Genomic DNA, 26,569 nt, shown 5'->3' with positions numbered 1-26,569 from the left:
CCAGTTTCGTCTCGCCAGAAACGCATGATCGGTCATTCAAGCCACAACATAAATGCCTTAGAATCAGCATGATACACACTCTTCCGATGTTCCTGCACAGGACTATCGACAGAAAAATGCGTGATCACATGCATGCATGTGGACGCCGGGCACCCCCGGGGTAAGAGTGGTGGGAGAGATGCGCACACATACAACTGACTCTGGCTGTTGTGGCGCAACAGGGGCACAGCAGGATTCTGCGTATGGCAGATTCGCCACATACAACACCAACGTTTCTGTATCCAGGCATCTTGGTTGTTGCCCTGATGCTCTGTCTGCCACCACGCCCCGCCTCGGGATCCCCCGAGACCGGAGCCGATGAAAGCATCATGCAAATCTCCGTGGCCTTTGCTGAATGCGCCGGCTTCTACCGCGCCTTGTCAATGGCGAGTCGCAACCGGAAAACAGCCGAACAGATAGGGCAAATCGGCACCGACGTTGGCGTAACGGCAACCCTGATCGCATCCCTGTCCATGGAATGGGACCAAGCCATGCACTTTACCCGCCACGTTGCCGGTCAATCCGCATCACGCTGGAAGCCTGCTATCACCGCCCGCAATCCAGCTGTTCTCCAACACTACCTCGCCTGCGAAAGCTTGGGTGCCCTTCATGGAGACCTGTCCATAGAAGGCCAGGACAGAACTATTCCTGGCAACCCGTGACTGTGTTAGCCTGTGTCACCAACGGGCTTTGAAGCGTGCTGCCATGACCCGCCCCTCTGTTTTCCTGACTGATGACACCGAAGGCCTGCAGCAACGGCGCAGGTTCCTGGACGAGGTCGAGATCTCCATCAGATCGGCAAACCGCGAAATTATTCACGAAAAGGTTCCCCGCTTTACAAGGGACTCCTTTTTTCGCGTCGCTGTTTCCGTTGCACGCCTGCGGGCCAGCTATCTGCTTGCTGTCACAACCATGGATTGGCAACGCGCCTCGGAGACAGGCATCCGGGATATCGGGCGCCTGCGCACCATGTATGAAGAAGCACGTGAAGGCCTTGTCGCACTGGAACACGCCATAGAGGTCGGCTACGTCGACATTGTTGAAGATGCCATCCCCATGCCACCACCACCGGAGCCACCGGAATGACACTCCCTCCCCGTCAGGATCGTCCCTTGCCGCCACCGGTTCGACGCGGCGAAGGTCCGGGCCTTCCCTTGCCGGGTCGGCCTGCCACCCCCACCGCAAAAGCACTCGGATTACGGGGATCAAAGACACCACGGACAGCCCCCGATGAGAAGGTATGTCAAAAATGCGGCGCCCTGTTCCGGTGGGAACACCCCGGAGCCGACCAGCAGGGAGCACCGCTGACACTCAAGCTGATGACACCAGGGCAGAAGTGCGACTGCGGCTATGGGGCCGTACGCGCCAAACCGCGCAAACCCTGATCCCTACCATAAGACTGGCAGGTGTCGGTCCAGAACAACAGCCAAGAAGACAAGGGACAGATACTGCATCGATCCCAGGAAGACCTGCCGTGCCTCTGATCGACCCGGGGCACGAACCAGCTGTATATTCTGCCAAAGGAACAGCAACGCAGCCCCTGTCGAGACAGCACCATACACCGGCCCAAGAAGTCCCATCACCCAAGGAACTCCTGCAGAAATAACAAGAAGAATGGTGTTGCCCAGAATCCACCGTGAACAACGGGCCTCCCCAACCAGAACCGGCAACATGGGAACACCAACACCTGCATAATCATCCTTGAGCAGGATAGCCAAGGCCCAGAAGTGGGAGGGCGTCCAGAGAAACAAGGTAGTCGCCATAAGTACGGGCAACAACCAAACACCGGGATCAAAGGCCGCGGCACCCGCCAGAACAGCAAAACTGCCCGCAGCTCCGCCAATAACAATATTCAGCCATGTGCGACGCTTGAGCCAGACCGTATAGACAATGGCATAAATAAACGCCCCCAAAAAAAGGTGCAACGCCACGGCCCAGTTAAAAGCACCCAAGGCCAGCCACAGGCCCGCCATAAGAAGAAGCCCCGAAAACCACAAGGCATGTACCGGCTTGCTGATCAGGCCAGCAGCCAAAGGACGACCGGCCGTGCGCTTCATCCGGCGATCAATGTCACGATCATAGAAATGATTGAAGACGGACGAACCCGCCGACCCGAGAAGCATGGCCAAGACCAGAACCACCAAGGCAGCCGGATCCAAGCTTTCGGCAACGGCCGCATACCCGACGGCTGCAGTCAGCGCAATCATGACACCAATTCTGGGCTTGCACAGCTCCAGATAACCAGAAAAATTCATAGGACTCCCCTTCCCTCCAAACCCCTTGGATCATCACCCCAAAACAGACCGCTCAGGTTTTTGCCAAATACCTGCCTTCACTCTCCGTCAAGGATTCAGACAAGACAGATGGCCGCCCCAGTAACCGGGATCCAATAATCCAGACAAAGGATGCACCCCCGATAACAGCAATAAAGGCTCCACAACCCATTGCCAGCATCGACACGATCTCGAGAGGCGTATCCAGCCCTTGGCTTCCCCCGGCGGTCTTGCGCGCAACACCGGAACTACCGGCAACAAACAACCCTCCGGCGTGCAAGAGCTGCCCGGCTCCATACAGCCCCAGACATCTCAGGACGGAGCGCATACGAGCCAAGGAATAACCCAGCCATGGCAACAACACCGTGGCGAGAAAAACCATCAGGGCCAGCATCACTCCACCAATCACAAGGTGATAATGAGCCGGCGTGCGCGTGTCCCCTCCTCCCAGGGCATAGCCAAACAAACCACCAACCACAAACAGCAAACACGATAATCCAAGCCCTGCTCCCTGCACCGTTCCTGGCTTCAACCCCCTGCACAACAGGGCGCCCACAAGCCCTGCGACAGCAAGAAAGGGCTGACCAATCAACCCCAGCTGATACAGCAGGGTAAAGTGCGAGAACAAACGCGCATCACGTGGATCCAGAAACAAATAAAGAAACGGACCAAGCAAGGCCACAGATACGACAAGAACAACAATGGTGCGCAGCAAACCGGAAGACAGCGGATATTCCCCGTGCAGGCGACGCCCAACATCCTGCCAGATCAGCACCATCATCAGGAAATTCAGGAACTGCAACAGATGACCCGTTCCCCAGAACAAGGTTTCGTTGAAAGGAACGGACTGAAGCCCGGACGGCATGGTCAGCGCGGCAAGAACACAACATAACAGCGCCAGAAACCATACTGCCGCCAACCCACGGGCGCAGAACAAACAAGCTCCGGAATCCCGGCCATCGGGCCACATCAAAATACGATAAAAAGGAGCACTGAATGCAATGCCAAGCAACACCAGACCAAGCCCGAAAACCGGGTGGCCAATAACCGGCACATAATTGTTCAGGGATGGCTCCCCAAGGCCAAGAGAAAATGGAACCAGAAGGAGCACCATTCCCCCGGTCGCCAAGGACGGGGCAAAACGGAAGAGATCAGTCCGTTCTTCTGAAAAGTAGGGACTGCTACGCGCTGCAACAAGATAGGTACATACAGATGCCGCCATACCCAAATACCATATGACAACACTGAAAATAACGTGCGTAACCAGTGCCGCCCGGAAAAAATGAACTGGCAAATACTCCTGCACACCCGGCGTACGCGACAGGGCAAGCAACAGGGCAAGCCCACCGGCAAGAGCAAGAGAAGACAGCGACAGCAAAACCCAGTACCGCGTTTCGGAGCGTAGGCTTCCAGGCACCGGGATCATAGACCGGAAAACGGTTCTGCCCTTCATGGCAATACCCCTAGAGGCCAACAAGTCCTATCTTGACGATAATGCCAACATAAAAGCCCAAGGCCAGAACCGTAAGAAATACCCCAAGAAGAACGTTCCGCCAGAACAAACGTGAAGAACGCTTCTGCGCTATATCAACAGCAACCCCTGTTATATCGATCATACTTCCCCCTTACCGATCCCCCTGAATCAACACAAAATGATCATATATTGAAATGATCGGAGGGGACTTTATACACTTCATCATCAATCTGGAAGATGTATTATTGTCAATGCATCTACACACTCATTCGTCATAACACATATATGACCATCATTTACTGTCATAGATAAAAACCTTATTATCAAACAGCCTTCCGGATGAACTTCCTTCCCCGTATAGTACAGTGCATGTGGATCCAAGACGCGGAGACTGGTCATGTCAACAGAGACGTCCGAAGAATACCATCGCAATGCGCATCCAGAACAAGCCGTCTCTCCCGAGGCAGCCGCCAGCCTATGGTATGGAAGCACCTCGTGGCCGGGAATACGCAGTGTCAGCGTTGACCAGACAACGCGCTGGCTGGCCCGAGGATGGGATGACCTGATGACAGCCCCCACAATCAGCTTGGGCTACGGGGCTATTTTTTCCGTTATTGCCTGGCTTATGGCTTCCGGTCTTTTTTCCGTTGGTATGGAGTCCCTTCTGGTCCCGCTGGTTGCCGGCTTCATGCTGATTGCCCCGTTTGCCGCCGTTGGTCTTTATGAAATCAGCCGCTTGCACGCTGAAAACCAGCCTGTGACGTTTTCGGATACTCTCAGGGTCTATAAACGCAATTCCATGCAACTTGGCATGATTGGCATGACCTTGATGGTTGCCATGATGCTGTGGTTTGTTGTGTCACTGGTGCTGTTTGCGATCTTTTTCAGCAGTGCGCCGCCAAATATGAGCAACTTCATCGGTTCACTGCTGGCATCGCCGCAGGCACCCCCCTTTCTGGCACTGGGCACCCTGATTGGCGGCTTTATCGCCGCCGGTGTTTTTGCCATATCGGCAATCAGCCTGCCTATGGTGATTGACCGCAACATATCTGCCTACGCCGCCATGATTACCAGCGTCCGCGCCGTATACGGCAACAAACACGCCATGTTTGGCTGGGCTGCGGCCATTGTCCTGATTACAGGCGTCGGAATCGGCACGTTCTTTATTGGCCTTATTGTGACCCTGCCCCTGATTGCACATGCATCATGGCATGCATACAAGGCGATGGTTGACTAGCAGCAGCCGGTTATTCCTCCGTTGGCAGAATCGGGACAGCTGATCAGCATGATCAGCTGTCCCGTGCCTTTATCACTAGATACCAGCATCACGCCAGCTTTCTGACACAGTGCGCGAAAGTCACGTTCATCAATGCGGTCATCACAAATAACCCTCAAGCTCTCGCCAGGATGAAGATCTGCGATAGCACGAAGAGTCCTCAAGACAGGCAGCGGGCAGGACATACCACGACAATCCAGTTCATGACATGGCACACGACTCAAAACCCCGCTCCCTGCAAATATGAACATAGAGATGCACTTACAGCATCAGGGTAGTATGAATACAGATCCGTTTCATGTCTTGTGGAAATCCGCCATGCACGCTTCACACACAGAAGACAACAACAAACCCCGTATCCAGATTGAAACCCCGGAAACCATCATGATGTGGCTGGAACGCGGGGAGGCCATCCTGATCGATGTGCGGGAAGAGCACGAATATCACGCGGAACACATCCCGGGCTCTATTTTAATACCCCTCAGCCGCTTTGACCCCTCAGACGTTCCGGATACAACCGGTAAAAAACTGGTTCTCCACTGCCGCAGCGGACAACGGTGCGGCGTCGCTTCTGGCATTCTGGCCGCAGCAGGATTCTCACAGGACCTGTTCCGTATGGAAGGAGGGATTCTGAACTGGGTGCAAAGGGGCGGCAAGACCCGACGCAGTGGCCCATAACCCCAATTTCGGAACAGGGCCATTTGGCTGCATGGCCCTGTTTCTGCATAATCAGGGATCACAGGTTGCAATCTGCCCGTCACAGGACATCATGAGACCAACAGGCATGTCCCTGCGATAGAATCTTGGCCGTTGAGCCTCCCTCTAAGGGGACAAACCCATGACCTCGTTTCTGGCATTGATAAAGCGCCTGATGGGGGTAGCCCCCACTCCTCGGCTCGCCTCGGATCCTCCCCAGCCTTCAGATCCATCAGCATGCACCATAAGGGGCGAAAATGGTCTACGTGGTTTCTTGGTACTGATTGACGAAACGCCGGAGATTCAGGCCGTCATACGCTATGTCGCCTGGAGGGCCTATAATGAATCAGCCCGTATAACCCTGCTGAGCATTGCTCCTTCCTCTGAACAAACGGACTGGATCTTGGTCGGCTCCAGAATGCGTGATGATTCCGTACAACAGGCCGAAGAACGTCTGCAACGAGCAGCCGCTGAGATACACCGGATCAGCGGAGTCTTTTCCCAACTGATCCTGCGGGAAGGTGATCCACTGCAAGAGGTTCTGTCTGTCCTGGACGAATACCGGGACATTACCATTATGGTCACGGCATCCAAGCCACATGGGGAGGGGATGGCCCCTCTGATACAGGCTGCTACAGCAACATCCCTGCCCGTTCCAGTTACAATCATTCCCGGATTCCTGACACCCGTGGATATTGATGCACTGTGCTGAACACCGTATTGCGGAGCTTGAAAACACTGCAGCCGGACATGACATGTCCGGCTGCATAATGATACACAATCAAGAAAAAAGATCAGGTCAGTCGACGCAGAAGACGCAGGAAAGTCTGTTGTTCCCGCGGCGTCAGCGGGGCCAGCGTCTGTTCTGCAGCCCTGGCAACAGCCTGTACAGCAGAAGAAACCATCCGACGCCCATCCGACGTGGCCGTCAACTTGACGCGCCTGCGGTCCCGCTCGTCAGCGCAACGCTCTATCATGCCTCTTTCACTAAGCCGCCTCACCACACCCTGCATGGTTGCAGCATCCATACCGATCAGGCGGCCAAGGGAGTTCTGGGAAACAGTGCCTTTTTCCAGCAACTTAACTAGAGCAGAGAACTGCGGTAATGTGAATTCCGCACTTCCCAGCTGGGACTGGAAAATGGCCGTAGCCCGCTGATTGGCTTTACGAAGCAAATGCCCGATCTGCTCTTCCAGCACAACTGGAGCGGGACTCTCATCGACCCGGACGTTTCTCTGATGGTGATCCGGAACTTCGGAAGCATGGTCTTTTGTCAGCGTCAGGACGTCTTCATACATCTCTTTATTACCCCACACTGTTACGTTCGGGACCGGTGTCCTCGCCCGCACCGGTTTTCCCTTCATGCACCGTGATACAGAGTTATCGGTATGATGGCAAAGAAAAAGAAAGCCTATGGTTGCAAACATTATACAGCCAAAGTATAAGCAATATGTGAACGCTTGATAAAATATTATTATATTACATTGCATTAGCTATGTTCATCAGGATGGGAGCCAACAAAAAGAACGTCGTGCAACCTGTAAAATTTAACAGGTCACACCATTCGTAGGCTCTACCAACCCAACCGCACTGCAGCACCTGAATTGTCGAAAAAACAAAGAAAGGAAGTAAGAAGAGACCGAATGCACGCATGAGGTCAGCCACAAAAACTATCGCAAGAATAGTATTCTGCAGCAAAGAATTCTGCACTCCTGTCAGGGGGGACGCACAAGATAGCAGGCATGCCTTTTTCTTGCAGATTGCCCCAAGCAAAAAAGGTCGATATGGTGTGCCCCCGACGGCGCAAGCCCCCCTGCCACGATTTGCCGAAAAACGCAAGATATTGACGCAAATCAAAATACATTTACTATATATAGACGCGATGGTAATCACGCTGCCAAACAGGGCCTACCGTAAAGACGGGGGCTACGGTGTCCGTAGTGGGCTGCTCTCATCCGGTTGACGTCGCACTGCTTGAATGTATCTGGACCCCATGGATAAGGAGCTGAAAAGAGCCGCCGCATGCCTGAAAAAGGCACCACTTTGCCATCACCGCACTGTTCAGTGCCCTGACCATGTCCTGCAAAGACCCCCCGGGAGATATCGTCGTGCTTAATGCCGTACAGCTTGCCCCCCCCCCTCAGATCCAGATCAATACCGCGCACGATGACCTGCTGACCAATTTTGGAAAAGCAGTTCTTGCGGATCGTTACCTGCTCCCTGACGAAAGCTATCAAGATCTTTTTGCCCGGGTCGCCAGTGCCTACGCGGACAACGACGAGCATGCCTGCCGTCTGTATGATTATATTTCCAAGCTGTGGTTCATGCCGGCAACGCCGGTTCTGTCCAATGGCGGATCAAGCCGCGGTCTTCCCATATCCTGCTTCCTGAACGAAGCGGACGATTCCCTTGCTGGTATCGTTGACCTATGGACTGAAAATGTATGGCTGGCTGCTCGGGGGGGAGGAATTGGCAGCTATTGGGGGAACCTGCGCTCAATCGGTGAAAAGGTTGGAACGGTTGGAAAAACATCGGGTGTTGTCCCCTTTATCCGGGTTATGGACAGCCTGACCCTGGCCATTTCCCAAGGGTCACTGCGGCGCGGTTCCGCTGCGGTGTATCTGCCGGTCTGGCATCCGGAAATCGAGGAATTTATAGAGCTGCGCCGCCCGACAGGGGGTGATCCCAACCGCAAAGCCCTGAACCTGCATCATGGCATTTTGCTGTCTGACGCGTTTATGGACGCTGTGGAAAAAGACGGTGACTGGGCCCTGATCAGCCCGCGGGATGGCCAGGTCATGCGACAGGTCAAGGCTCGCGCCCTATGGATCCGCATCATGCTGGCCCGGGTTGAAACCGGGGAACCATACATTATCTACTCCGATACAGTGAACCGTGCCCTCCCCGAACATCAGAAAATGGCCGGGCTGAGCGTACGCACATCCAACTTGTGCGCCGAAATTACCTTGCCGACGGGGCGGGATCATCTTGGACATGACCGCACAGCGGTGTGCTGCCTGTCGTCCCTGAATCTTGAAACCTATATGGAATGGAAAGACGAGCCCCGCTTTATCGAAGACGTCATGCGTTTTCTTGATAACGTACTGCAAGACTTTATCGATCGGGCACCAGACAGCATGGCCAAGGCAAAATACTCTGCCATGCGCGAGCGCTCTGTTGGTCTGGGGGTGATGGGATACCATTCGTTTCTTCAGAACAACATGATTCCGTTCGAGTCTGTCATGGCAAAGGTCTGGAACAGAACGATTTTCCGGCACATCAAGACACAGGCTGATGCTGCATCCCGCACCCTGGCTGCCGAGCGGGGGCCATGCCCTGATGCTGCTGATTATGGAATCATGGAGCGCTTCTCCAATAAAACAGCGATTGCACCGACCGCATCCATTTCCATTATCTGCGGTGGAACCAGCCCGGGCATTGAACCGATTGCCGCAAACGCCTTTACCCACAAAACGCTTTCCGGAAGTTTCCTGGTACGCAATCGCGCCCTGGAAAAGGTTCTGGCTGATAAAGGGCGCAACGACGAGGAAACGTGGACCTCGATTACAGTCAATGAAGGTTCCGTGCAGCACCTGGATTTCCTGACCCAAGACGAGAAAGATGTTTTCAAGACAGCTTTTGAGCTGGACCAGCGCTGGATTATCGAACATGCCGCGGACAGGGCACCGCTGGTTGACCAGGCCCAGTCTCTGAACATTTTCCTGCCCGCAGACGTACACAAGCGGGACCTGCACCAGATCCACATGCTGGCGTGGAAGAAAGGTGTCAAAAGCCTGTACTATTGTCGCTCCAAGTCCTTGCAAAGGGCAGAGGTAGTATCGGCCCGTGATCGGGTTGCCAGCAACACGCTCCCTGTTGAACAGGACAATGCAGGCATTACCCCAACCAACTACGAGGAATGCTTGGCCTGCCAGTAAACCGCTTACCAGGCCCCGCTCTCGTTCTGTACTCTATCTGGACGGTATCATTGCCATGTCACTGCTGACCCCCACGAATCACGTCTACAAGCCATTTCGCTATCCTTGGTGCTACGATGCCTGGCTGATCCAGCAACAGCTCCACTGGCTACCGGAAGAAGTGCCCTTGGCCGAAGATGTCAAGGACTGGCGCCATAAGCTGAGTGAAGGCGAGCAACATCTCCTGACCCAGATTTTCCGCTTCTTCACCCAGTCTGACATCGAGGTGAACAACTGCTACATGCGCAACTACACGCGTGTGTTCCAACCAACCGAAGTGCAGATGATGCTTGCGGCCTTTTCCAATATGGAAACCATTCATATTGCCGCGTATGCCCATCTTCTGGACACCATCGGGATGCCCGAAACAGAATATGCCGCCTTCCTCCACTACAAGGAAATGAAGGACAAGTACGACTATATGCAGCTGTGGGGCGTTGAAACACCCGCAGACATTGCCCGTACACTGGCCGTCTTTGGTGCTTTTACCGAAGGTCTCCAGCTGTTTGCCAGCTTTGCCATCCTGCTCAACTTCCCGCGCTTCAACAAAATGAAGGGTATGGGACAGATTGTGACATGGTCTGTGCGCGATGAAACCCTGCACTGCAACTCTATCATCCGTCTTTACAAGACATTCTTGGGGGAAAACCCGGATATTGACCAAGCGGCCTTGGCACAAGACCTGAGACAAGCGTGCCAGACCATTGTAGGACTGGAAGATGCATTCATCGATCTGGCCTTTGAAGCCGGTCCGGTAGAAGGCCTGACAGCACACGACATCAAGGACTATATCCGCTACATCGCAGACCTGCGGCTGACCCAGCTTGGCCTGGATCCCGCTTACCACATTGACCGCAACCCACTGCCTTGGCTGGATGCAATCCTGAACGGGGTCGAGCACACCAACTTCTTCGAAAACCGGGCAACAGAGTACTCAAAGGCGGCCACACGCGGCAGCTGGGAAGATGCTTTTGCATAAGGACGTTGTGCTTTACATTGATTCAGATGCCTGCCCGGTCAAAGAAGATGCTGTCCGGGCAGCACATCGTCATGGCATTGCCGTGGTGCTGGTCGGGAACCAGTGGATCCGCTCGCTGGAGGGAGCACACATCCGACAGGTTGTGGTACCGGTAGAGCCAGATGCCGCAGACCACTGGATTGCCGCCGAGATTGGAAATGGCGATATCTGCATTACAAACGACATCCCGCTGGCCGCCCGTTGTGTAGAGGCAGGTGCAACGGCCCTCTCTCCATCCGGGCGTATCCTGGATGCAGCCTCGGCAGGTATGGCCTTGGCTGTTCGTGACTTGATGACCAACCTGCGTGACAGTGGCGAAATCACGGGAGGACCACGCCCTTATTCATCCCGTGACCGGCAGGCTTTTCTGAATGCCCTTGAACGTCTTCTTGTCAGAAGCAAAACGTAGGACGTGCCCGAAAAAAGGTTTCTGGTGACATAACCTTCTCTATGCCGACCTCTTGTGTGTCGCAACAGAAATACGGGCTGTTAACGACGATAGCCAGCTAGGCCAACCGTTATGGTGATCTATAGCCTGCCGGCAACACTTTTACGAAGTGCCCAAGGTTCAACGCACCGAAAACAAAGGAACCCTGATCAAACGCCCCGCGTTCCCGGCCCCGCCCGGGCACAACCCGGGCACATACCCTAGTCACTTTGCCTGCCTTGACCCCCGGCACCCCCTGCCCGATCATCAGGGCCTTGGCGTGGACCACAGCGTGCAAGCTTCTGGTCCATGGCTCGCTTTGTGCATGCACGACAATGCAGGTGGAGTTCTGATGACCAAGCAGTCAGACGAGCCAGAAGCAGTCCTGGGGCGCGAGTTTGGGAATCTTGCCGCAGCCGTTACGGCCATGTCCCGGGAGATTCAGGGCGCTGTGGTCAAAGCCATACGCGATGAAATCAACCGCATGGCTGCAGATGGTGTTCTGATCAAGCCGATTACCCCCGAACAACCTGAGGCAAACCGCCCGCGCTCTCTCCACGATGGAAACTTCAGCCTGGTACGGGATGGATTGCAGGAACTGGTCGAACGGATCGAAATGACCCGCGACCATGTATCGGCGCTAACCCCGGCAGCAGGCGAAGGTGACCAAATTCTGGCGGCAACATCGGAATTAAAGTCAGTTGTTGATGCAACCGAGCAAGCGACCCAAACCATTTTGACCGCAACAGAAGCCATACAGGCCATCATCGACCAAGCACACACCGCCGGTGATCTGGATACCGGTCTGTACCAGAAGCTGGGCGAACAATCGATTCAGATCATGACAGCCTGCAGCTTCCAGGATCTGACCGGGCAAAGAATATCCGCAACGGTCAACACTCTGATGCACGTGGAAGCCGAACTAAAACGACTGGTCGAGCTGTGGGAAATTGAGGAAGGGCTTGCCAAGGCAGAAAATGTGCGCAACCGCCCCGACGACAACCGCCCGGACAAACACCTCCTCCATGGGCCGCAAGCCGATGGCAAGGGCGTATCCCAAGACGATATCGATTCCATGCTGCGTAACTGGTAAAAGCCCTGTGGCCATCATCCTTGGCATGGATCACAGAGAGGCCGCGTCACCTGCTCCAGCCACACCCTGTCCTCTTCTTTCAGAAACGAGCCGACATCCCTGAGAATACGATGGTGGTAGGCGTCAATCCATGCACGCTCGTCATCTGTCAGCAAGGAATGGTCAATCAGACGATGATCCAACGGAACCAAGGTCAGGGTTTCAAAACCCAGCATGGTCCGTGTAGCATCAGGGGGCTGGGGAAACAGCTCGATAACAACCTGCAACATCTCGATCCGGATCCCGTACGCCCCGTCCTTGTAATAGCCGGGTTCATTGGACAGGATCATACCGGGACACAGGGGCACAGAGGCAGGAAGCTTGGATATACGCTGCGGCCCTTCATGAACAGACAGATAACTGCCAACACCATGCCCGGTACCATGATCATAATCCAGACCATCATCCCATAAAAAGCGGCGCGCCAGCACATCCAGCTGACTCCCGGTCGTTCCTTCGGGGAAACGCACAGTGGCCAAGGCAATATGGCCCTTCAGAACCTGGGTATAACGGCGTCGGTGCTCTGGCTCCACAACACCACTGACAACAGTTCTGGTCACATCGGTTGTGCCATCCAGAAACTGACCGCCACTATCAACCAGATATAATGGCCCGGATGTAACCGGAATATCTGATTCCCGTGAAACGCGGTAATGACAGATAGCACCATGATGCCCGGCAGCAGAAATAGTCTCGAAGCTTGGCCCCCGAAAATGCTCCAGATCACGGCGAAAACCCTGCAGCGTCTCTGCAACCTGGTATTCTCCGGGCGCCTCCCCCGCTTGCAGCGTTCGGTCAAGCCAACCCAGGAAACGGATCATGGCGATGGCATCACGGTGATGGGCAGCCCGGGCCCCACGCAGCTCAATGCTATTCTTGCAGGCTCGCGGCAAGGCGCAAGGATCATCGCCCACACACACCACAGCGCCAGAGGAAGAAAGGATATCCGTGATGGCAACGGTCCCTGTCTGCCGATCAACACGGACCTTTTGCCCTGACAGCGCACGCAACCCGTCGACAAACAAAGCCCTGTCATGCAAACGCACAGAAACCGGGCTGGCCATATCTGCAAGGTGATCACGCACCTCCGCCGTAACCTTGACCGGATCGATATAAAGATCCACCGTGGCATTGGCATGAACAAGCGCATAGCACAAGACAAGGGGCGTACATGGAACATCACTCCCCCTGATATTCAAAAGCCAGCACACGCTTTCCGGCACCCCCAGAACGGCAGCATGAACCCCGGATGCCGATAAAAGACCAGAAATCTGCAAGATTTTTTCGCTGGCAGAAACACCGGCATATTTCAACGGATGCGGAACAGCCGGTGCATCGGGCAAGGCCGGACGATTTCCCCAGATCACATCAACAGGGTTTGGACCCAGAGGGACCAGACGTGCCCCAACCTTCTCCAGGACAGAACGTATTTTCTCAAGAGAACCCGCAGTATGCAACCATGGGTCAAACCCTATGAGCTGCCCCGGACGAATATGACTTTCCAGCCACTTTGACGGAGGAAAATCAGTCAGATGGCAATGGTGATACAAACCACCATCGGTTTCCTCCCGGGCCTGGATTGTATACCGGCCATCGACAAACAGACCGGCCTGATCCGGCAGCACAACAGCAATTCCGGCAGAGCCCGTGAAACCAGTCAACCAGGCAAGACGCTCGCTGGCAGGGGGAACATACTCCCCCTGATATTCATCCTGTCGCGGGATCAAAAAGCCATCAATCCCTTGATTCGAAAGAGCATCACGCACACGGGCCAAACGGCTGGCCTGCTGTTCCCGGTTCATGAAGCCTCCCATTCTATTAAATCCGTTGGCTGAAATTATGTCTGCCAACAGGCAGTATCGGCATACTATCGCATGCCTTTTCCTATGGCTTTACAGAAAAAATGATTCTCTTTCATGAATAGAGAGCTATGCTTTATTGTCAGAACCATGCACTGGATGCATTACTGCATCGCGAAAGAAGCGTATATTGGTCTGCAAGAGTCCGAATTACAGTGTCCTGAGTTTGGAATCATCCCAGTTGGCAACGGTTTTGCGTCGTCGATACGGTGTTTGGTGTCTGTACGGGGACGGATTTTTCCGAATCCCCCTTGGTGTGTCGGTCATACAGGATGTCGGTTGTCTTCAGAAACCCCTGCCCGGTCTCGGAGCATTAACATGAGCGCAAGCACAGTCTTCGGAAGCCTTATCGAGCAGTTCCGCTCTTGGCGCGACCGCACGCGGGAGGCCGATCTCCTCAGGTCCATGAGTGACCGTGAGCTGATGGATCTTGGCCTGTCACGCGGAGACGTGGAGCAAATTATTGCCGGCACGTATCTTGACCGAAGGAAAGCGCAGGCACGTCGCCAGCACCCGGTGTCCCGCGGGGGGACGCACCCGGAATCCTGAGGCTGAACAGCACTCCCGAAAGATGGCAACACGCCACCTTCAGGACGGAATATTTTGCTGCGCCTCAAGAACAAGGGTCACCCAAGGATCCAGCTCGATGCGTTCGCGCAGGCACAGGCCCGATGCCCGATAGGCATCCAGAACCATATTTTCTTGGTTGATCAGAAGCCCGGCCAAGATGACGCGCCCACCGGGGGCCAAAACCTTGGCCATGTCAGAGGCCATCTCACAAAGAGGGCGTGCCAGAATATTGGCACAGATCACGTTATAAGGAGCCGGATCCTGTACACCGGCATTTGTGAAGCCATCCCCCGGAAAAACGGTCATCAGGCCGGAAACCCGGTTCCGCTCCGCATTCAGCTGGGCCACCCGGGTACTTTCCTCATCAATATCTGTCGCAACCACCGGAATTCCCCAGCAGCGTGCTAACGCCAAGCCAAGAATACCGGAGCCACAGCCCATATCCAGCGCCCGTCCCTGCCCTTGGCCCAGAACCTCCCCGGCAGCAGCCATACGATCCAGAGCCAACAAGCAACCGTATGTGCTTTGGTGCTCACCGGACCCAAAGGCCGTAGAGGCATCAACCTGCAGGGCAATCGTTCCTTCCGGTGGCGGCTCGGCCCAATGGGAGCCATGCACAAAAAAGCGCCCCGCTTGAATCGGAGGAAAAGCCAACAGGTTCTCAGCCAGCCAGTTGCGTGGTGGCTCATGCTCAACTGTCACCGCAGGCTCTTCAATCCCGGCCGCCTCAGCCGCCAAAGACAAGGACACAGAAACAGCCGGCTTGTCATATGGGCCATCTGAATAGGCATCAACAACCCATTTCCCGTGATCCGGTCCACCATCTTCTATTTCAAAACACAGAACCGCATCAAAGTATGGCTCAAGCGCAGCTTCATACAATTCCAGTGCTGTGTGGGGAACAACCAGACGGATACGCCACGTATCCTCAGCTTTCTTGATGGACATGGGAACTTTAGAAATCCAGATGAAGAATGATCCGACCGCTTCTAGCAGACCAGAACACGAAAGTCATGGCCAACCTTGCCCCAACTAGGCAGGACACGTTGCATATGTGCTTTCAAAATCAGCCGCTACGCGCTGGTCCCGCAAGGGGCGAACCCGGCGAATGGATTCCTCATAAAGGGGGTGCTTCTTGTAGGCATCCAGATCTTCAAGGGAATCAAACTCGCAATAGACGACAACATCCATCTCACGGGACAGCGTATCGCGTTTCGTATTATAGCAAACCTCGAAATTATGAGCCCCGGGAATACCAGCCAGAATCTCCAGCCCTTCCTTGATGGCTGGCAGGTACGCTGGATCCTTGGCGCTGAACAGAACAACGTGGCGAATCACGATCTCGTCTCCGGAAAATACAAGGGATGAAAAAAGACAGGAAAGGGTATCATAATCCAGCGAACCCGCAGGAAAAACACATCCGAGCCGGACATTGGCAAGATCCCGTCAGAAGGGAACATCCCCCCCATCATCTGCCGAGGATGCATTTACAAAACTGGCCAGAACACGCTTGACGCCTGCTTTGTCGAACGCAACTTCCAGCTTGTCCCCCTCGACCGCGAGAATTGTACCCGGTCCGAACTTCTGGTGAAAAACACGATTCCCAAGGGACCAGCCACCAGCAGGTTTTGCCGACGCCGCCCGTGAAGACAATGACACACCAGAACCAGCCCGGGAAGAAAACGACTGGCGGTAATAGCCCATGGACGCCGCACCGGTGTCAGAGCGCTCCTCAACACACTCCTGCGGCAATTCCCCGATAAAGCGCGATGGCAGGCACTGCTGCCAATCACGAAATATACGACGCTGAGAGGCATGGCTGATAAAAACCCGCCGACGGGCCCGGGTCAACCCGACATAAGCCAACCGGCGCTCTTCTTCCAAGGATTGCTGGCCACCATCATCCAAGGCCCGACGATTGGGAAAAACGTCTTCCTCCCACCCCGGCAGGAAAACCGTATCGAACTCAAGACCCTTGGCGGCGTGCAGGGTCATCAGCGTTACGCTCTCTCCCGTTCCGGCCTTGCTGTCATTTTCCATAACCAAGGCTACATGCTCCAGAAACTCCTCCAGAGCTTCATAATCCTCCAGCCCACGGACAAATTCCTGCAGGTTCTCCACACGCCCCGGCGCCTCGGGGGTCTTGTCGCGTTTCCACATCTCCATATACCCGGACCCATCCAGAACCATGGACGCCAGCTCGGATGGAGGCAAGGAAAGCCGCAAGGTCGCCCATTCATCAAGACGGGCGATAAAATCAGCCAGAACCGCCCGGGGACGGGGCTTCATCTCATCGGTTCCAATAACAGAACGGGCTGCGTCCAGAAGAGACAGGCTTCCGGCACGGGCCACGCGGTGAACAACCTGAAGGGCCGCATCCCCCAAACCACGCTTGGGCGTATTGATAATCCGTTCAAACGCCAGATCATCTTGTGGCTGACAGATCAAACGCAAATAGGCCAAGATATCCCGAATTTCCAGACGCTCGTAGAATCGCAGCCCCCCAACCATCCGGTAGGGGGTTCCTGTCGCAATCAGACGTTCTTCAAATTCACGGGTCTGGAACCCGGCCCGCACCAGTATCGCCATACTGGACAAGGACTCACCGTGTCGGCGCAGATCCTCTACTTGACTGACAACGGTCCGCGCCTCCGCAGAGCCATCCCACACAGCAGACACCACTATCTTCTCACCACGTTCGGTACTACCTGCCGCGTACAAATCCTTGCCCAGGCGACTGCTGTTATGGCGAATCAAGGCAGAAGCCGCACCCAGGATAACCGGAGTGGAACGATAATTACGTTCCAAGCGCACAACCGTTGCACCGGGAAAATCGTGTTCAAATTTCAGGATATTACCGACTTCAGCCCCGCGCCACGAGTAGATCGACTGATCATCATCACCAACACAGCAAATATTACCGTGCCCCTGCGCCAGAAGACGCAGCCACAGGTACTGGGCCACGTTGGTATCCTGATATTCATCAACCAGAATATAGCGGAACTGCTGCTGATAGCCCTGCAAGATATCCGGACAAGATCGGAACAGCGACAACACATGCAGCAAAAGATCGCCGAAATCACAGGCATTGAGTTCCATCAGGCGCGCCTGATAGGACCGGTACAAATCCTTCCCTGTCCCGCCAGCCAGACTACCAATCTCAAGAGCAGGGACGTCATGCGGCGTCCAGCCGCGATCTTTCCAACGCTGAAGAATGGCCATCACCATGGGAACCGGCCACTTCTTGAGATCAAGACCAGCCTCCAGCATCAAGGCTTTCAGAACCCTCTGCTGATCATCGGTGTCCAGTATGGAAAAGCCGCTGCGCAGCCCGACCTGCTCCCCATGCCGACGGAGAATCTTCACACACAGGGCATGGAAAGTCCCCAGCCAGACCTGATCCGCTGTCGGCCCCAGCAAGGCCGACACCCTTTCCCGCATTTCGCGGGCAGCACGGTTGGTAAAGGTGACGGCCATAATCTGCCATGGGCGGGCCAGATGCGTACCCGCAATATGTGTCAGACGGGCTGTCAACACCCGGGTTTTGCCTGTACCAGCCCCTGACAGGACCAGAAGCGGGCCTTCGGTCGTCGTGACCGCCCGCAACTGCTCGGGGTTAAGTCCGTCAAGCCAAGGTGTCGCAACCGGCTCCTGGTCCGCATCAGCAGGGGAGAAGGGAGTGTTGCTGTCATCAGCAAGGTCAAAAGGATCGCTATTCATGCCGGTCACTATAGGGGTTCCTGTTCATCGAAACAGCCCTAAAACGCCATCGGGATCATCCATACTAGACCTTGAAGTACTTGGCCTGGGGATGATGCAGGACAATGGCGCTGGTGGATTGCTCGGGGTGCAGCTGGTCCCCTTCACTCATCTCCAGACCCAGGCGGCCTGCACCCAGCAAATCCAGCAGCTTCTCCTGATCGGCCATATTGGGACAGGCCGGATACCCAAAGGAATAGCGGGCACCCCGGTAGCCCTGCTTGAGCAGGTCGGCAATATCGCGGGCATCTTCGGCAGCAAATCCCAACTCTGCTCTTATCCGCTTGTGCACGTACTCAGCCATGGCTTCCGCCATTTCCACTGAAAGGCCATGCAGGTACAAATAATCCTGGTATCGGTTTTCGGAGAACCAGTGTCTCGCCACATCAGACACATGACTGCCCATCGTAACAACCTGCAGGGCGACGACATCGCGGGGGCCATCGGCATCAAGCTCCCGAACAAAATCGGCCAGACACAGGCCCCCCTTAAAACGCTGGCGCGGAAATGTAAACCGGGCTGCCTCACGCAGGCCATCTTCGTGGAAAAGGATAACGGTGTCCCCTTCACTACCTGCCTTCCAGTACCCGTAGGCCGCCTTGGGGTGCAAGATAGTCTCGGTATTACAGATATCAAGCATCCGTTGCAGGATGGGGCGCACCTCGTCCCGGGTCCATGCCCGCCATTCCGCGCGGTCACGTCCCTGTTTGCGGAATCCCCACTGGAACTGATACAACATCACTTCATTCAGATAAGGTACAAGAGCCTTGATCGGCACCTGCTCCACCAACGCTGCACCCCAGAAAGGCGGTACCGGCAAAGTAGACGTTGCGGCCAGTTCCTGCCGACGCAGGGAGACTTCGTTCCAGTCCACCGGCCGTTCCGCCATTGTATGCACAGCGACTTTTGCGGTCTCTGCAGCCGGGTGAGTGGATCGCGAAGGACGCCCTGCCCGCTTGACCCTAGCGGCCTCCACATGCTCTGCAAAGCGCCCCTCCACCACCTTGGCCATCAGGTCCAGGCCATCAAACGCATCCCGCGCATAGGCTACCAGCCCATTATTCCCGTTGGCGGCATAAGCTTCGGAACAGTCTGTTTCCACAAACGCCCGTGTCAAGGCTGCCCCACCCAGCATAACCGGGATGGACAGTCCCTGCCGGGCCATTTCTTCCAGGTTTTCCTTCATGATCACTGTTGATTTGACCAGCAGGCCAGACATGCCTATGGCATCCGCATGATGCGCATGGGCAGCCTCAATAATGGCCGAAACCGGCTGCTTGATGCCAAGGTTGATGACCCGGTATCCATTGTTGGTCAGGATGATATCAACCAGATTCTTGCCGATATCGTGCACATCGCCCTTCACGGTGGCCAGCACCAGTGTTCCCCTGCTCTGGCCATCGGTCTTTTCCATAAAGGGTTCCAGCCATGATACCGCAGCTTTCATGGTCTCGGCAGATTGCAGGACAAACGGCAACTGCATTTGGCCTGCCCCGAACAATTCACCGACTTCCTTCATGCCATCCAGAAGATAGATATTGATGATGTCCAGGGGCGGATGGACCTTCATCGCCTCTTCCAGGTCCACCTCCAGCCCCTGACGATCCCCGTCGATAATACGCTGGCGCAACCGTTCTTCCACGGTTGTGGCCACCACAGCCGTTGGGCCGGACACCCCCTCCCGGTCACGGAACAGGGCAATAAAAGCATGCAGGGGATCATAGCCCGGCGCACGACGGTCAAAGATCAGGTCTTCGGCGCACTTGACCTCTTCCGGAGCCAGTTTGTGCAACGGCATGATCTTGGACACGTGCACAATGGCCCCGGTCATACCACGCTTGACCGCATGGTGCAGGAAAACCGAATTAAGGACCTGTCGTGCCAATGGTTTCAAGCCAAAGGAAATATTGGAAAGACCGAGAATAATCTGGCATTCCGGCAGGATACGGGCAATGTCCTCTATGGCATCCAGGGTCTCCATCCCCAAGCGCCGGTCATCATCATTTCCGGTACAAATGGTAAATGTCAGGGGATCAAACATCAGGTCAGAGGCTGGCAACCCATGGCGCGTACAGGCAAAGTCATAGAGACGCCGGGCAACCCTGACCTTGCCGGCACAATCTTTTGCCATGCCGTCCTCATCAATGGTCAGGGCAATCACCGAGGCACCAAATCGGCGGGCCAGCCGCACCCGGTCTGCTGCATGCCCCTCTCCATCCTCGAAGTTGATGGAATTGATAACGGCCTTGCCGCCATACAGCTTCAACGCCGCTTCAATCACCGGGGTTTCCGTGGAATCAATCACCAAGGGCGCGTTGACAGTCCCCCGCATCCGGCTGACAACCGCCAACATGTCTGCTGTTTCATTGCGCCCGACAAATGCTGTGCAAACATCCAGGGTATTGGATCCCTCCCGCACCTGTTCACGGCCCATGGCCACCGCACCGTCCCAGTCCTCTGCCTCCTGGAGCTGGCGGAACTTCTTGGATCCATTGGCGTTGCAGCGCTCTCCGATCGACAGGAACGCATTTTCCTGACGCAGATCAACCCGGCTGTAAAGCGAGGCAACAGCCGGCACCCAGTGGAACTGCCGACGGACAGGAGCAGGACGCAGCGAAGCATCGCCCATACGCCGCAACATGGTATCAACAGCCATGGTATGCGCTGGCGTTGATCCACAACAGGACCCAACAATATTAACACCATCTTCCCTGATAAAACGTTCATGCCAGCTGGCCAGTTCCGGCGGTGTCAGGGGATAAAACGTCTTTCCGTCTCTCAACTCGGGAAGGCCGGCATTGGGCTGCAATGATATGTATCCCGGCCAATTCTCTGACAGCCAGCGCACATGCTCTGCCATTTCCGCAGGACCAGTCGCACAGTTCAGGCCCAGACAATCAACACCCAATGCATGGGCCACCGTTGCAGCAGCACCAATATCGGTCCCGACAAGAAGCGTCCCCGTAGTTTCAACGGTCACCTGCAGCAAAATTGGTATGTAGCGCCCCGCATCCTCCCGCGCTGCCTTCACACCATTCACAGCGGCCTTGAACTGAAGGGGGTCCTGGCATGTTTCAATCAACACCGCATCACAGCCACCGGCAATCAAGCCACGGGCCTGCACGATATAGGCCGTTTCCAGACTGTCGTAATCAATATGCCCAAGGCTTGGAAGCTTTGTACCAGGCCCAATCCCCCCAAGGACAAAGCGGTTGCGCCCGTCACCGGCAAACTGTTCCGCAGCCTCACGAGCTATCTCAACCGCCCTTCTGTTTATCTCTTCTGCCCGATCCTGAAGATCAAACTCTGCCAAGGTTACAGGACTGGCACCAAAAGTATTGGACTGCACCATGTCCGCACCGGCAGCAAAATACCGCTCGTGGATTGAGCGCACCACGTCAGGACGTGTCAGGTTCAAAACCTCGGTACAATTTTCCCGGCCATCGTAGTCATCTTCCACAGTCAAGGGCATAGCCTGAACCAAGCTACCCATAGCCCCGTCACACAGGAGAACGCGCTCTTCAAGAGCATTCAGGAAATTACGCATTGGCACATCATGCTCCGGCAAACAGAATCAGGGAGAAGAAAAGGCAGGAGGCCGGACACCCAAAGTATGGCAAATTGCAAAAACAAGATCGGCCCGGTTCAGGGTGTAGAAATGGAAATGACGAACACCGTCACGCTGCAATTCCTCACACAGTTCGATCGCTGTTGTTGCGGCAACAAGCTCCCGCGTACGGGGGTCTTCATCCAGTCCCTCGAACCGATCCCGCAGCCACGCCGGAATGGAAGTGCCACAGGCACGGGAAAACTTCACCACCTGGGAGAAATTGGTAACCGGAAGAATGCCTGGAACAATAGGGACCGAAATACCGGCCGACCTGGCCCGGTCAACAAAACGCCGGTACGTATCAGCATCGAAGAAGTACTGGGTAATGGCCCGGGTTGCACCGGCATCAATCTTGCGGCGCAAATTCTCCAGATCATCACGGGCTGAACGTGCAGCCGGATGGACTTCGGGATAGGCCGCAACGGAAATTTCAAAATCCGCAATCCGCCGCAACCCGGCAACCAGATCAACAGCAAAAGGATACCCGCCCGGATGAGGCATATACTCCACAGACCCCTCGGGTGGATCTCCACGCAGGGCGACAATATGCCGGATACCGGCATCGCGGTAATCACGGGCAACAGCATCAATATCGTCCCGGGTGGCCTGCACACAGGTCAAATGCGCCGCCGCCGGAATGCCCCACTCTTTCTGAAGGCGGATCACGGTATCGTGTGTGCGTTCACGGGTTGATCCCCCAGCCCCATAGGTTACTGACACAAACAATGGCGCCAAAGGAGCCAGTCGCTTGACACAGCCCCAAAGGCTCTCCTGCATTTTTTCCGTTTTCGGCGGAAAAAACTCAAAACTGACCTGAAGCGCACGCTGTGTTGCCGTATGCATTCCCAATATACCCCACCCTGTATTACTCAGACAAAGAACAAGTTTCCGCGCCTGGTCGTGCGGCCAGCCAGATCATAACCGTCAACATCCTGGGTTCTCTTTTCGTACCGGGAAGGGACACAGACCTTACTGGCTCCAATCCTGCCGCTATAAGCCAAGCGTGTATCTCGTGATCCGCGAAGCCCAATCTTAGGTGGTTGTGATCACAGCACAACTCCTCATGATTATGGGGGGCAAAATCAACAAGGACCAGACGCCCCCCTGGGCGCAGAACACGTGCGGATTCGGCAATGACAGCGGATGGGGAGTCTGCGTAATGGAGAACCTGATGAACAGTAACCAGATCAGCCGCATGATCAGGAAATGGAAGGGCATACATATCACCTAGACGTACCGTACAGTGGCGCAGAGCTTCATCCGCCTCCAAGGCACTACGCGCCAAGGCAAGCATTTCCCGACTGAGGTCAAGGCCAACAGCTCTCCGGGCATGGCGACCCAGTAACCCCAGGATACGGCCAGTTCCGGTTCCCACATCAATCATGTCCGTAAAGGGCTTCTGCAGGGCTATGTCAAGCAAGGTACCCTCGATCTCGGCTTCATCGACATGCAAGGTACGAATTGCATTCCATTCACTGGCATTGGCACTGAAATATGCTTCTGCGATACGTCGACGTTCATCACGCAGTTGATCCAGCCGCGCACGGTCAGCCATCAGGACGCTATCCGAGGAGGGCAACAAACCGATGATCTGTGCAGCCAACTGCGCACCAACCCCATCTGGAGCCAAACGACAAAAAACACGGCTCCCCTCGCGGAAGCGTTCCAGAAGACCGCTGTCACACAATATTTTCAAATGACGGGAAATACGTGGCTGACTTTGACCAAGAATCCGGCAAAGATCGGAGACTGTTCGGTCACCATAAGCACAGAGCACCAGCAGACGAAGCCGGGTTTCCTCTCCCGCAGCCCGTAATCCAGCGAGAATATGCTCCATCTTCAGGTCATCCCGCAGAAACAAAAGAGAACATAAGGATATATTTATATATCCATGTGTCCAGCCCCTGTGTTTGTCTACAAGGGATTACAGTTGCGTGTGTCCATCCCGGCACGCTGTATTCCATATCTGTACAACTGACCCAATGTGGCTGGCTTTTTCAGGGGCCATGTGGTACCGCTGTGCAAGTATAAAGTGCCTTACTAAGCTGTTCACGGGCACACAACAACAAACTTCCATCATGCCGTGTGCGGGTATATCAGCTTATGGCTCCGCATCCAGCAAACAAGTAGAGTTAAAGGCAAAGATTTGGCAACGTCACACAGAGATAATAAACCGGGGATGCATTGATGAGAACTGAGTTCTTCCCACGCATGAGGGTATTTCTCGCCGTTGCCTCGGTCGCTTTCATGTCGGCCTGCACAACGCATACCGATGAAGATGCCAACGATCCGATTGAACCCGTCAACAGAGCCGTACACGGTTTCAACAAGGCTGTTGATACTGTCGTGATACGGCCTGTTGCCTGGACCTACCGCGAAGTTATACCCGACCCGGTACAGGAAAGAATCGGCAACGGACTGCGCAACCTGAAAAGCCCTGTGATTCTGGCAAACGATCTGATGCAGGGAGAATTCGACAACGCATGGGTAACGTTCATGCGCTTGCTGATCAACTCCACATGGGGCTTGGCAGGCCTGCACGATGTCGCCGGCGAAATGGGCTTCACCTATCATAATGAAGATTTTGGCCAAACTTTGGCCGTCGCCGGTGTGGAGGAAGGCCCTTATCTGGTTTTGCCCATTCTTGGTCCTTCCAATCCACGTGATACCGTCGGCCTTGTTGTTGACTGGATTATGGATCCCTTCCGGCTCTATACGGCAGCCAAGAATGTGGAAGAAGCCAACTACGTCAGAACTGGCTTGCAGCTGATCGACACGCGTGCCGGACTAATCGACGTCCTGGATGATGTGGAAAAGACATCTCTGGATACGTACGTGTCCTACCGGACCCTTTATCGCCAGAGGCGAGCCGCAGAAATCAAGAACCAGACGCTTGGGCATGAAGTGGACGGGGAAGCATTTGATTTCAATGATACACCAGAGCAGAGCACCCCTGCACCCAAGTAAAATTGGTATGTAGAACCCATAGAGCAACACAGAACACATGACATCAAGAATACCCTTTACCATCTCCATTTTTGGCCTTCTTCTTGCGATCGGCCTCGTATTCTCACAGGCTCAGGCTGCCCCGGATCTCGAAGGTGCCCGGAAAGTCGTACAGAAAATTGCCGACACCGGAATCAGCGAAGTTGTAGGGGCCGACGTCTCCTATGACGAGAAAATAGAGCGGTTCCGGAAATTATTCGACACATGGTTTGACATGCCGGCAGTCTCCCGTTTCGTTCTGGGACGTTTCTGGCGCACAGCCCCTGAAGAAGAACAAAAACGCTTCATCGAGCAATTCAGGGAACTCAACATCTACACATGGGCGCAACGCTTCAACGAATACAATGGCCAAAAACTGGTTGTCACCACGGCTACAGCCGATGGGGACGGCGGGGCTTTTGTTGAAAGCCAGATCGAAAGAGAGGCCGCAAAGCCTATGGTCGTTCTTTGGCGCCTTCGCCTGCGCGGATCAGAATGGAAAGTCGTTGATATCAGCATCGAAGGTGTATCCATGGCCATCACGTTCCGGTCTGAATACGCGGCCAAGCTTTCGGAACCCGGGGCAAGCGTAGCATCATTGAATGCATTGATCTCTGCACAGACCCATCAGCTTTCAAGTCAAACACGTCGCTAGGGTTACAAGGACCTTTATGGAGACTCCCTGCTCCATAAAGGTCCTTGATTGCACTTCCCAAATAGTTCCTATTGGGCATAGAAGAGGATGCTATAGAAGCTTCCACCTAATATTCCACGTATCTAAGATAGAACTGCTATCACCTGATGGAGCTAATTTTCAGGGGATTAATATTGTATTCACTCAGGCAAACGCATACAAACATTGCTTGCTTCTTCTTGCCTTGTGCATAGCATGCATACAACTTGTATCATTTTCTGTGAACACAGCATTGGTACATATGTCACATGACCTTGGGGCCATTAGAATACGATGAAGTGGGTTGTTGCTGCCGATCTCATTGAGGCAGGAACCTTGATATATCCTGCTGAGGTCATCGGTGATTCAATTGGGCATCATCGCACCTGTCGATGTGGGATATTTTGTTTCTAATTGCCACCGCACTCTGTACGCTCGCGAAACCTTTACCACACCAAAAAAATTGGCTTGGACCGTCTCTGGATTAGCCAAAACGCTTGTTACGATATTGGGTGACGTGGGGATCTTACCGCAGGCGCTTCCATTGCCCCTTTCACAGAGGGGGGGGGGGACGTACGAGCGCATCTAATAAATATATCTCCTTATTATGTGGATCCTTAGCTCTCCCCTTGCTTTGGTACCTCAATAGGATTCAAAGAATGGAGGGAGGATTACCGATGAGGCGAAGCTGAAACTGATGGAATTACAGCTGAGCGGTCAGCTTGAAGAGATCACGCAACAACAGTCAGTGAATCGTGCTGAGGCAGGATCTGGCAGTTTGTTTGTATCGGGTTGGCGTCC

At 54.7% G+C, this 26,569-nt stretch carries 25 protein-coding genes; 13 read left to right on the top strand and 12 right to left on the bottom strand.

Features of this window, described 5'->3' with window-relative positions; all coding sequences use genetic code 11:
- The first annotated feature begins 242 nt into the window (after nucleotides 1-242).
- Genes HEQ72_RS08960 through HEQ72_RS08950 form a run of 3 tightly spaced genes read left to right on the top strand, consistent with a single transcriptional unit; the run spans nucleotide 243 to nucleotide 1,424 of the window.
- Nucleotides 243-701 carry a hypothetical protein gene (locus tag HEQ72_RS08960; protein WP_168020012.1) on the top strand — a complete coding sequence of 153 codons (459 nt, stop codon included), beginning with the start codon at nucleotides 243-245 and terminating at the stop codon, nucleotides 699-701.
- A 43-nt stretch (nucleotides 702-744) separates the two neighbouring features.
- Nucleotides 745-1,125, top strand: coding sequence for a hypothetical protein (locus HEQ72_RS08955; protein WP_168023155.1), 381 nt, complete (start codon nucleotides 745-747; stop codon nucleotides 1,123-1,125).
- Nucleotides 1,122-1,424 carry a hypothetical protein gene (locus tag HEQ72_RS08950; protein WP_168023154.1) on the top strand — a complete coding sequence of 101 codons (303 nt, stop codon included), beginning with the start codon at nucleotides 1,122-1,124 and terminating at the stop codon, nucleotides 1,422-1,424. Before HEQ72_RS08955 ends, HEQ72_RS08950 begins: the two co-directional genes overlap by 4 nt.
- A 3-nt stretch (nucleotides 1,425-1,427) precedes the next feature.
- On the opposite strand, the gene cyoE is transcribed toward HEQ72_RS08950, so the two are convergent.
- The 3 genes from cyoE to HEQ72_RS08935 are packed head-to-tail and all read right to left on the bottom strand — an operon-like array spanning nucleotide 1,428 to nucleotide 3,928.
- The gene (cyoE, locus tag HEQ72_RS08945) at nucleotides 1,428-2,294 is read right to left on the bottom strand and encodes a heme o synthase (RefSeq protein WP_168020015.1); all 867 of its coding nucleotides are present in this window, start codon (nucleotides 2,292-2,294) and stop codon (nucleotides 1,428-1,430) included.
- 52 nt (nucleotides 2,295-2,346) lie between these two features.
- Nucleotides 2,347-3,765, bottom strand: a complete 1,419-nt coding sequence (locus tag HEQ72_RS08940; protein WP_168023153.1) for a cbb3-type cytochrome c oxidase subunit I — start codon at nucleotides 3,763-3,765, stop codon at nucleotides 2,347-2,349.
- Nucleotides 3,766-3,775: 10 nt separating this feature from the next.
- The gene (locus HEQ72_RS08935) at nucleotides 3,776-3,928 is read right to left on the bottom strand and encodes a hypothetical protein (RefSeq protein WP_168019837.1); all 153 of its coding nucleotides are present in this window, start codon (nucleotides 3,926-3,928) and stop codon (nucleotides 3,776-3,778) included.
- Between the two features lie 255 nt (nucleotides 3,929-4,183).
- On the opposite strand from HEQ72_RS08935, the gene HEQ72_RS08930 reads away from it, so the two are divergent.
- Complete coding sequence (locus HEQ72_RS08930; protein WP_168020017.1) at nucleotides 4,184-5,023, top strand: DUF2189 domain-containing protein; 840 nt, start codon at nucleotides 4,184-4,186, stop codon at nucleotides 5,021-5,023.
- Here the strand turns inward: HEQ72_RS08930 and HEQ72_RS08925 are convergent.
- Nucleotides 5,020-5,277: a sulfurtransferase TusA family protein gene (locus tag HEQ72_RS08925; protein ID WP_322099507.1), complete on the bottom strand. Its 258-nt coding sequence runs from the start codon at nucleotides 5,275-5,277 to the stop codon at nucleotides 5,020-5,022. The two genes, HEQ72_RS08930 and HEQ72_RS08925, sit on opposite strands and share 4 nt — an antisense overlap.
- Nucleotides 5,278-5,380: 103 nt before the next feature.
- Between HEQ72_RS08925 and HEQ72_RS08920 the strand changes: the two genes are divergently transcribed.
- Both HEQ72_RS08920 and HEQ72_RS08915 read left to right on the top strand, forming a co-directional pair.
- Nucleotides 5,381-5,740 (top strand): rhodanese-like domain-containing protein, encoded by a 360-nt coding sequence (locus HEQ72_RS08920; RefSeq protein WP_168020019.1) that lies wholly within the window; start codon nucleotides 5,381-5,383, stop codon nucleotides 5,738-5,740.
- A gap of 160 nt (nucleotides 5,741-5,900) precedes the next feature.
- Nucleotides 5,901-6,470 (top strand): universal stress protein, encoded by a 570-nt coding sequence (locus HEQ72_RS08915; RefSeq protein WP_168020020.1) that lies wholly within the window; start codon nucleotides 5,901-5,903, stop codon nucleotides 6,468-6,470.
- A gap of 82 nt (nucleotides 6,471-6,552) precedes the next feature.
- Here the strand turns inward: HEQ72_RS08915 and HEQ72_RS08910 are convergent, their stop codons facing one another.
- The gene (locus HEQ72_RS08910) at nucleotides 6,553-7,056 is read right to left on the bottom strand and encodes a MarR family winged helix-turn-helix transcriptional regulator (RefSeq protein ID WP_168020022.1); all 504 of its coding nucleotides are present in this window, start codon (nucleotides 7,054-7,056) and stop codon (nucleotides 6,553-6,555) included.
- A gap of 810 nt (nucleotides 7,057-7,866) precedes the next feature.
- Here HEQ72_RS08910 and HEQ72_RS08905 point away from each other — a divergent pair.
- From HEQ72_RS08905 to HEQ72_RS08890, 4 genes are all read left to right on the top strand, one after another.
- A complete protein-coding gene (locus tag HEQ72_RS08905; protein WP_322099504.1) occupies nucleotides 7,867-9,696 on the top strand; it encodes a ribonucleoside-diphosphate reductase subunit alpha in 1,830 nt (609 codons plus the stop codon).
- A 55-nt stretch (nucleotides 9,697-9,751) separates the two neighbouring features.
- Nucleotides 9,752-10,714 carry a ribonucleotide-diphosphate reductase subunit beta gene (locus HEQ72_RS08900; protein WP_168020024.1) on the top strand — a complete coding sequence of 321 codons (963 nt, stop codon included), beginning with the start codon at nucleotides 9,752-9,754 and terminating at the stop codon, nucleotides 10,712-10,714.
- Nucleotides 10,701-11,162 (top strand): YaiI/YqxD family protein, encoded by a 462-nt coding sequence (locus tag HEQ72_RS08895; protein ID WP_209316227.1) that lies wholly within the window; start codon nucleotides 10,701-10,703, stop codon nucleotides 11,160-11,162. The genes HEQ72_RS08900 and HEQ72_RS08895 overlap by 14 nt, the downstream gene beginning before the upstream one ends.
- Before the next feature lie 370 nt (nucleotides 11,163-11,532).
- Nucleotides 11,533-12,273 carry a protein phosphatase CheZ gene (locus HEQ72_RS08890; protein ID WP_245184292.1) on the top strand — a complete coding sequence of 247 codons (741 nt, stop codon included), beginning with the start codon at nucleotides 11,533-11,535 and terminating at the stop codon, nucleotides 12,271-12,273.
- Nucleotides 12,274-12,287: 14 nt separating this feature from the next.
- Here the strand turns inward: HEQ72_RS08890 and HEQ72_RS08885 are convergent, their stop codons facing one another.
- Nucleotides 12,288-14,126 carry an aminopeptidase P family protein gene (locus tag HEQ72_RS08885; protein ID WP_245184290.1) on the bottom strand — a complete coding sequence of 613 codons (1,839 nt, stop codon included), beginning with the start codon at nucleotides 14,124-14,126 and terminating at the stop codon, nucleotides 12,288-12,290.
- A 363-nt stretch (nucleotides 14,127-14,489) separates the two neighbouring features.
- On the opposite strand from HEQ72_RS08885, the gene HEQ72_RS08880 reads away from it, so the two are divergent.
- Nucleotides 14,490-14,720: a DUF1127 domain-containing protein gene (locus tag HEQ72_RS08880; protein WP_168020025.1), complete on the top strand. Its 231-nt coding sequence runs from the start codon at nucleotides 14,490-14,492 to the stop codon at nucleotides 14,718-14,720.
- Between the two features lie 39 nt (nucleotides 14,721-14,759).
- On the opposite strand, the gene HEQ72_RS08875 is transcribed toward HEQ72_RS08880, so the two are convergent.
- From HEQ72_RS08875 to HEQ72_RS08850, 6 genes are all read right to left on the bottom strand, one after another.
- Nucleotides 14,760-15,689 carry a 50S ribosomal protein L11 methyltransferase gene (locus HEQ72_RS08875; protein WP_168020026.1) on the bottom strand — a complete coding sequence of 310 codons (930 nt, stop codon included), beginning with the start codon at nucleotides 15,687-15,689 and terminating at the stop codon, nucleotides 14,760-14,762.
- Between the two features lie 84 nt (nucleotides 15,690-15,773).
- Nucleotides 15,774-16,079: a Dabb family protein gene (locus HEQ72_RS08870; protein ID WP_168020027.1), complete on the bottom strand. Its 306-nt coding sequence runs from the start codon at nucleotides 16,077-16,079 to the stop codon at nucleotides 15,774-15,776.
- Nucleotides 16,080-16,187: 108 nt separating this feature from the next.
- On the bottom strand, nucleotides 16,188-18,461 hold the full coding sequence (locus HEQ72_RS08865; RefSeq protein ID WP_168023188.1) for an ATP-dependent helicase: 2,274 nt from the start codon (nucleotides 18,459-18,461) through the stop codon (nucleotides 16,188-16,190).
- A 64-nt stretch (nucleotides 18,462-18,525) separates the two neighbouring features.
- Nucleotides 18,526-22,047, bottom strand: a complete 3,522-nt coding sequence (metH, locus tag HEQ72_RS08860) for a methionine synthase (RefSeq protein ID WP_168020052.1) — start codon at nucleotides 22,045-22,047, stop codon at nucleotides 18,526-18,528.
- Between the two features lie 27 nt (nucleotides 22,048-22,074).
- The gene (metF, locus tag HEQ72_RS08855) at nucleotides 22,075-22,953 is read right to left on the bottom strand and encodes a methylenetetrahydrofolate reductase (protein WP_168023149.1); all 879 of its coding nucleotides are present in this window, start codon (nucleotides 22,951-22,953) and stop codon (nucleotides 22,075-22,077) included.
- A 22-nt stretch (nucleotides 22,954-22,975) separates the two neighbouring features.
- Nucleotides 22,976-23,947: an ArsR/SmtB family transcription factor gene (locus tag HEQ72_RS08850; protein ID WP_168023148.1), complete on the bottom strand. Its 972-nt coding sequence runs from the start codon at nucleotides 23,945-23,947 to the stop codon at nucleotides 22,976-22,978.
- A gap of 350 nt (nucleotides 23,948-24,297) precedes the next feature.
- Between HEQ72_RS08850 and HEQ72_RS08845 the strand changes: the two genes are divergently transcribed.
- The gene (locus HEQ72_RS08845; protein ID WP_168020030.1) at nucleotides 24,298-25,077 is read left to right on the top strand and encodes a VacJ family lipoprotein; all 780 of its coding nucleotides are present in this window, start codon (nucleotides 24,298-24,300) and stop codon (nucleotides 25,075-25,077) included.
- Nucleotides 25,078-25,114: 37 nt separating this feature from the next.
- The gene (locus HEQ72_RS08840; RefSeq protein WP_168023147.1) at nucleotides 25,115-25,750 is read left to right on the top strand and encodes a phospholipid-binding protein MlaC; all 636 of its coding nucleotides are present in this window, start codon (nucleotides 25,115-25,117) and stop codon (nucleotides 25,748-25,750) included.
- The last annotated feature ends 819 nt before the right edge of the window (nucleotides 25,751-26,569 follow it).

This window comes from Haematospirillum sp. 15-248 (assembly GCF_012102665.1).
In the GTDB taxonomy this organism is placed as follows: domain Bacteria; phylum Pseudomonadota; class Alphaproteobacteria; order Rhodospirillales; family Rhodospirillaceae; genus Haematospirillum.
Note: the sequence above shows the minus strand (reverse complement) of the source record. Positions and strands in the feature narration are given on the sequence as shown.

What these genes read in the sequence shown, in the direction of transcription:
- HEQ72_RS08960 (WP_168020012.1), top strand. Translation starts at nt 243, where the DNA reads ATGGCAGATTCGCCACATACAACACCAACGTTTCTGTATCCAGGCATC.
- HEQ72_RS08955 (WP_168023155.1), top strand. Translation starts at nt 745, where the DNA reads ATGACCCGCCCCTCTGTTTTCCTGACTGATGACACCGAAGGCCTGCAG.
- HEQ72_RS08950 (WP_168023154.1), top strand. Translation starts at nt 1,122, where the DNA reads ATGACACTCCCTCCCCGTCAGGATCGTCCCTTGCCGCCACCGGTTCGA.
- cyoE (WP_168020015.1), bottom strand. Translation starts at nt 2,294, where the DNA reads ATGAATTTTTCTGGTTATCTGGAGCTGTGCAAGCCCAGAATTGGTGTC.
- HEQ72_RS08940 (WP_168023153.1), bottom strand. Translation starts at nt 3,765, where the DNA reads ATGAAGGGCAGAACCGTTTTCCGGTCTATGATCCCGGTGCCTGGAAGC.
- HEQ72_RS08935 (WP_168019837.1), bottom strand. Translation starts at nt 3,928, where the DNA reads ATGATCGATATAACAGGGGTTGCTGTTGATATAGCGCAGAAGCGTTCT.
- HEQ72_RS08930 (WP_168020017.1), top strand. Translation starts at nt 4,184, where the DNA reads ATGTCAACAGAGACGTCCGAAGAATACCATCGCAATGCGCATCCAGAA.
- HEQ72_RS08920 (WP_168020019.1), top strand. Translation starts at nt 5,381, where the DNA reads ATGCACGCTTCACACACAGAAGACAACAACAAACCCCGTATCCAGATT.
- HEQ72_RS08915 (WP_168020020.1), top strand. Translation starts at nt 5,901, where the DNA reads ATGACCTCGTTTCTGGCATTGATAAAGCGCCTGATGGGGGTAGCCCCC.
- HEQ72_RS08910 (WP_168020022.1), bottom strand. Translation starts at nt 7,056, where the DNA reads ATGTATGAAGACGTCCTGACGCTGACAAAAGACCATGCTTCCGAAGTT.
- HEQ72_RS08900 (WP_168020024.1), top strand. Translation starts at nt 9,752, where the DNA reads ATGTCACTGCTGACCCCCACGAATCACGTCTACAAGCCATTTCGCTAT.
- HEQ72_RS08895 (WP_209316227.1), top strand. Translation starts at nt 10,701, where the DNA reads ATGCTTTTGCATAAGGACGTTGTGCTTTACATTGATTCAGATGCCTGC.
- HEQ72_RS08890 (WP_245184292.1), top strand. Translation starts at nt 11,533, where the DNA reads ATGACCAAGCAGTCAGACGAGCCAGAAGCAGTCCTGGGGCGCGAGTTT.
- HEQ72_RS08885 (WP_245184290.1), bottom strand. Translation starts at nt 14,126, where the DNA reads ATGGGAGGCTTCATGAACCGGGAACAGCAGGCCAGCCGTTTGGCCCGT.
- HEQ72_RS08880 (WP_168020025.1), top strand. Translation starts at nt 14,490, where the DNA reads ATGAGCGCAAGCACAGTCTTCGGAAGCCTTATCGAGCAGTTCCGCTCT.
- HEQ72_RS08875 (WP_168020026.1), bottom strand. Translation starts at nt 15,689, where the DNA reads ATGTCCATCAAGAAAGCTGAGGATACGTGGCGTATCCGTCTGGTTGTT.
- HEQ72_RS08865 (WP_168023188.1), bottom strand. Translation starts at nt 18,461, where the DNA reads ATGAATAGCGATCCTTTTGACCTTGCTGATGACAGCAACACTCCCTTC.
- metH (WP_168020052.1), bottom strand. Translation starts at nt 22,047, where the DNA reads ATGCGTAATTTCCTGAATGCTCTTGAAGAGCGCGTTCTCCTGTGTGAC.
- metF (WP_168023149.1), bottom strand. Translation starts at nt 22,953, where the DNA reads ATGCATACGGCAACACAGCGTGCGCTTCAGGTCAGTTTTGAGTTTTTT.
- HEQ72_RS08850 (WP_168023148.1), bottom strand. Translation starts at nt 23,947, where the DNA reads ATGGAGCATATTCTCGCTGGATTACGGGCTGCGGGAGAGGAAACCCGG.
- HEQ72_RS08845 (WP_168020030.1), top strand. Translation starts at nt 24,298, where the DNA reads ATGAGAACTGAGTTCTTCCCACGCATGAGGGTATTTCTCGCCGTTGCC.
- HEQ72_RS08840 (WP_168023147.1), top strand. Translation starts at nt 25,115, where the DNA reads ATGACATCAAGAATACCCTTTACCATCTCCATTTTTGGCCTTCTTCTT.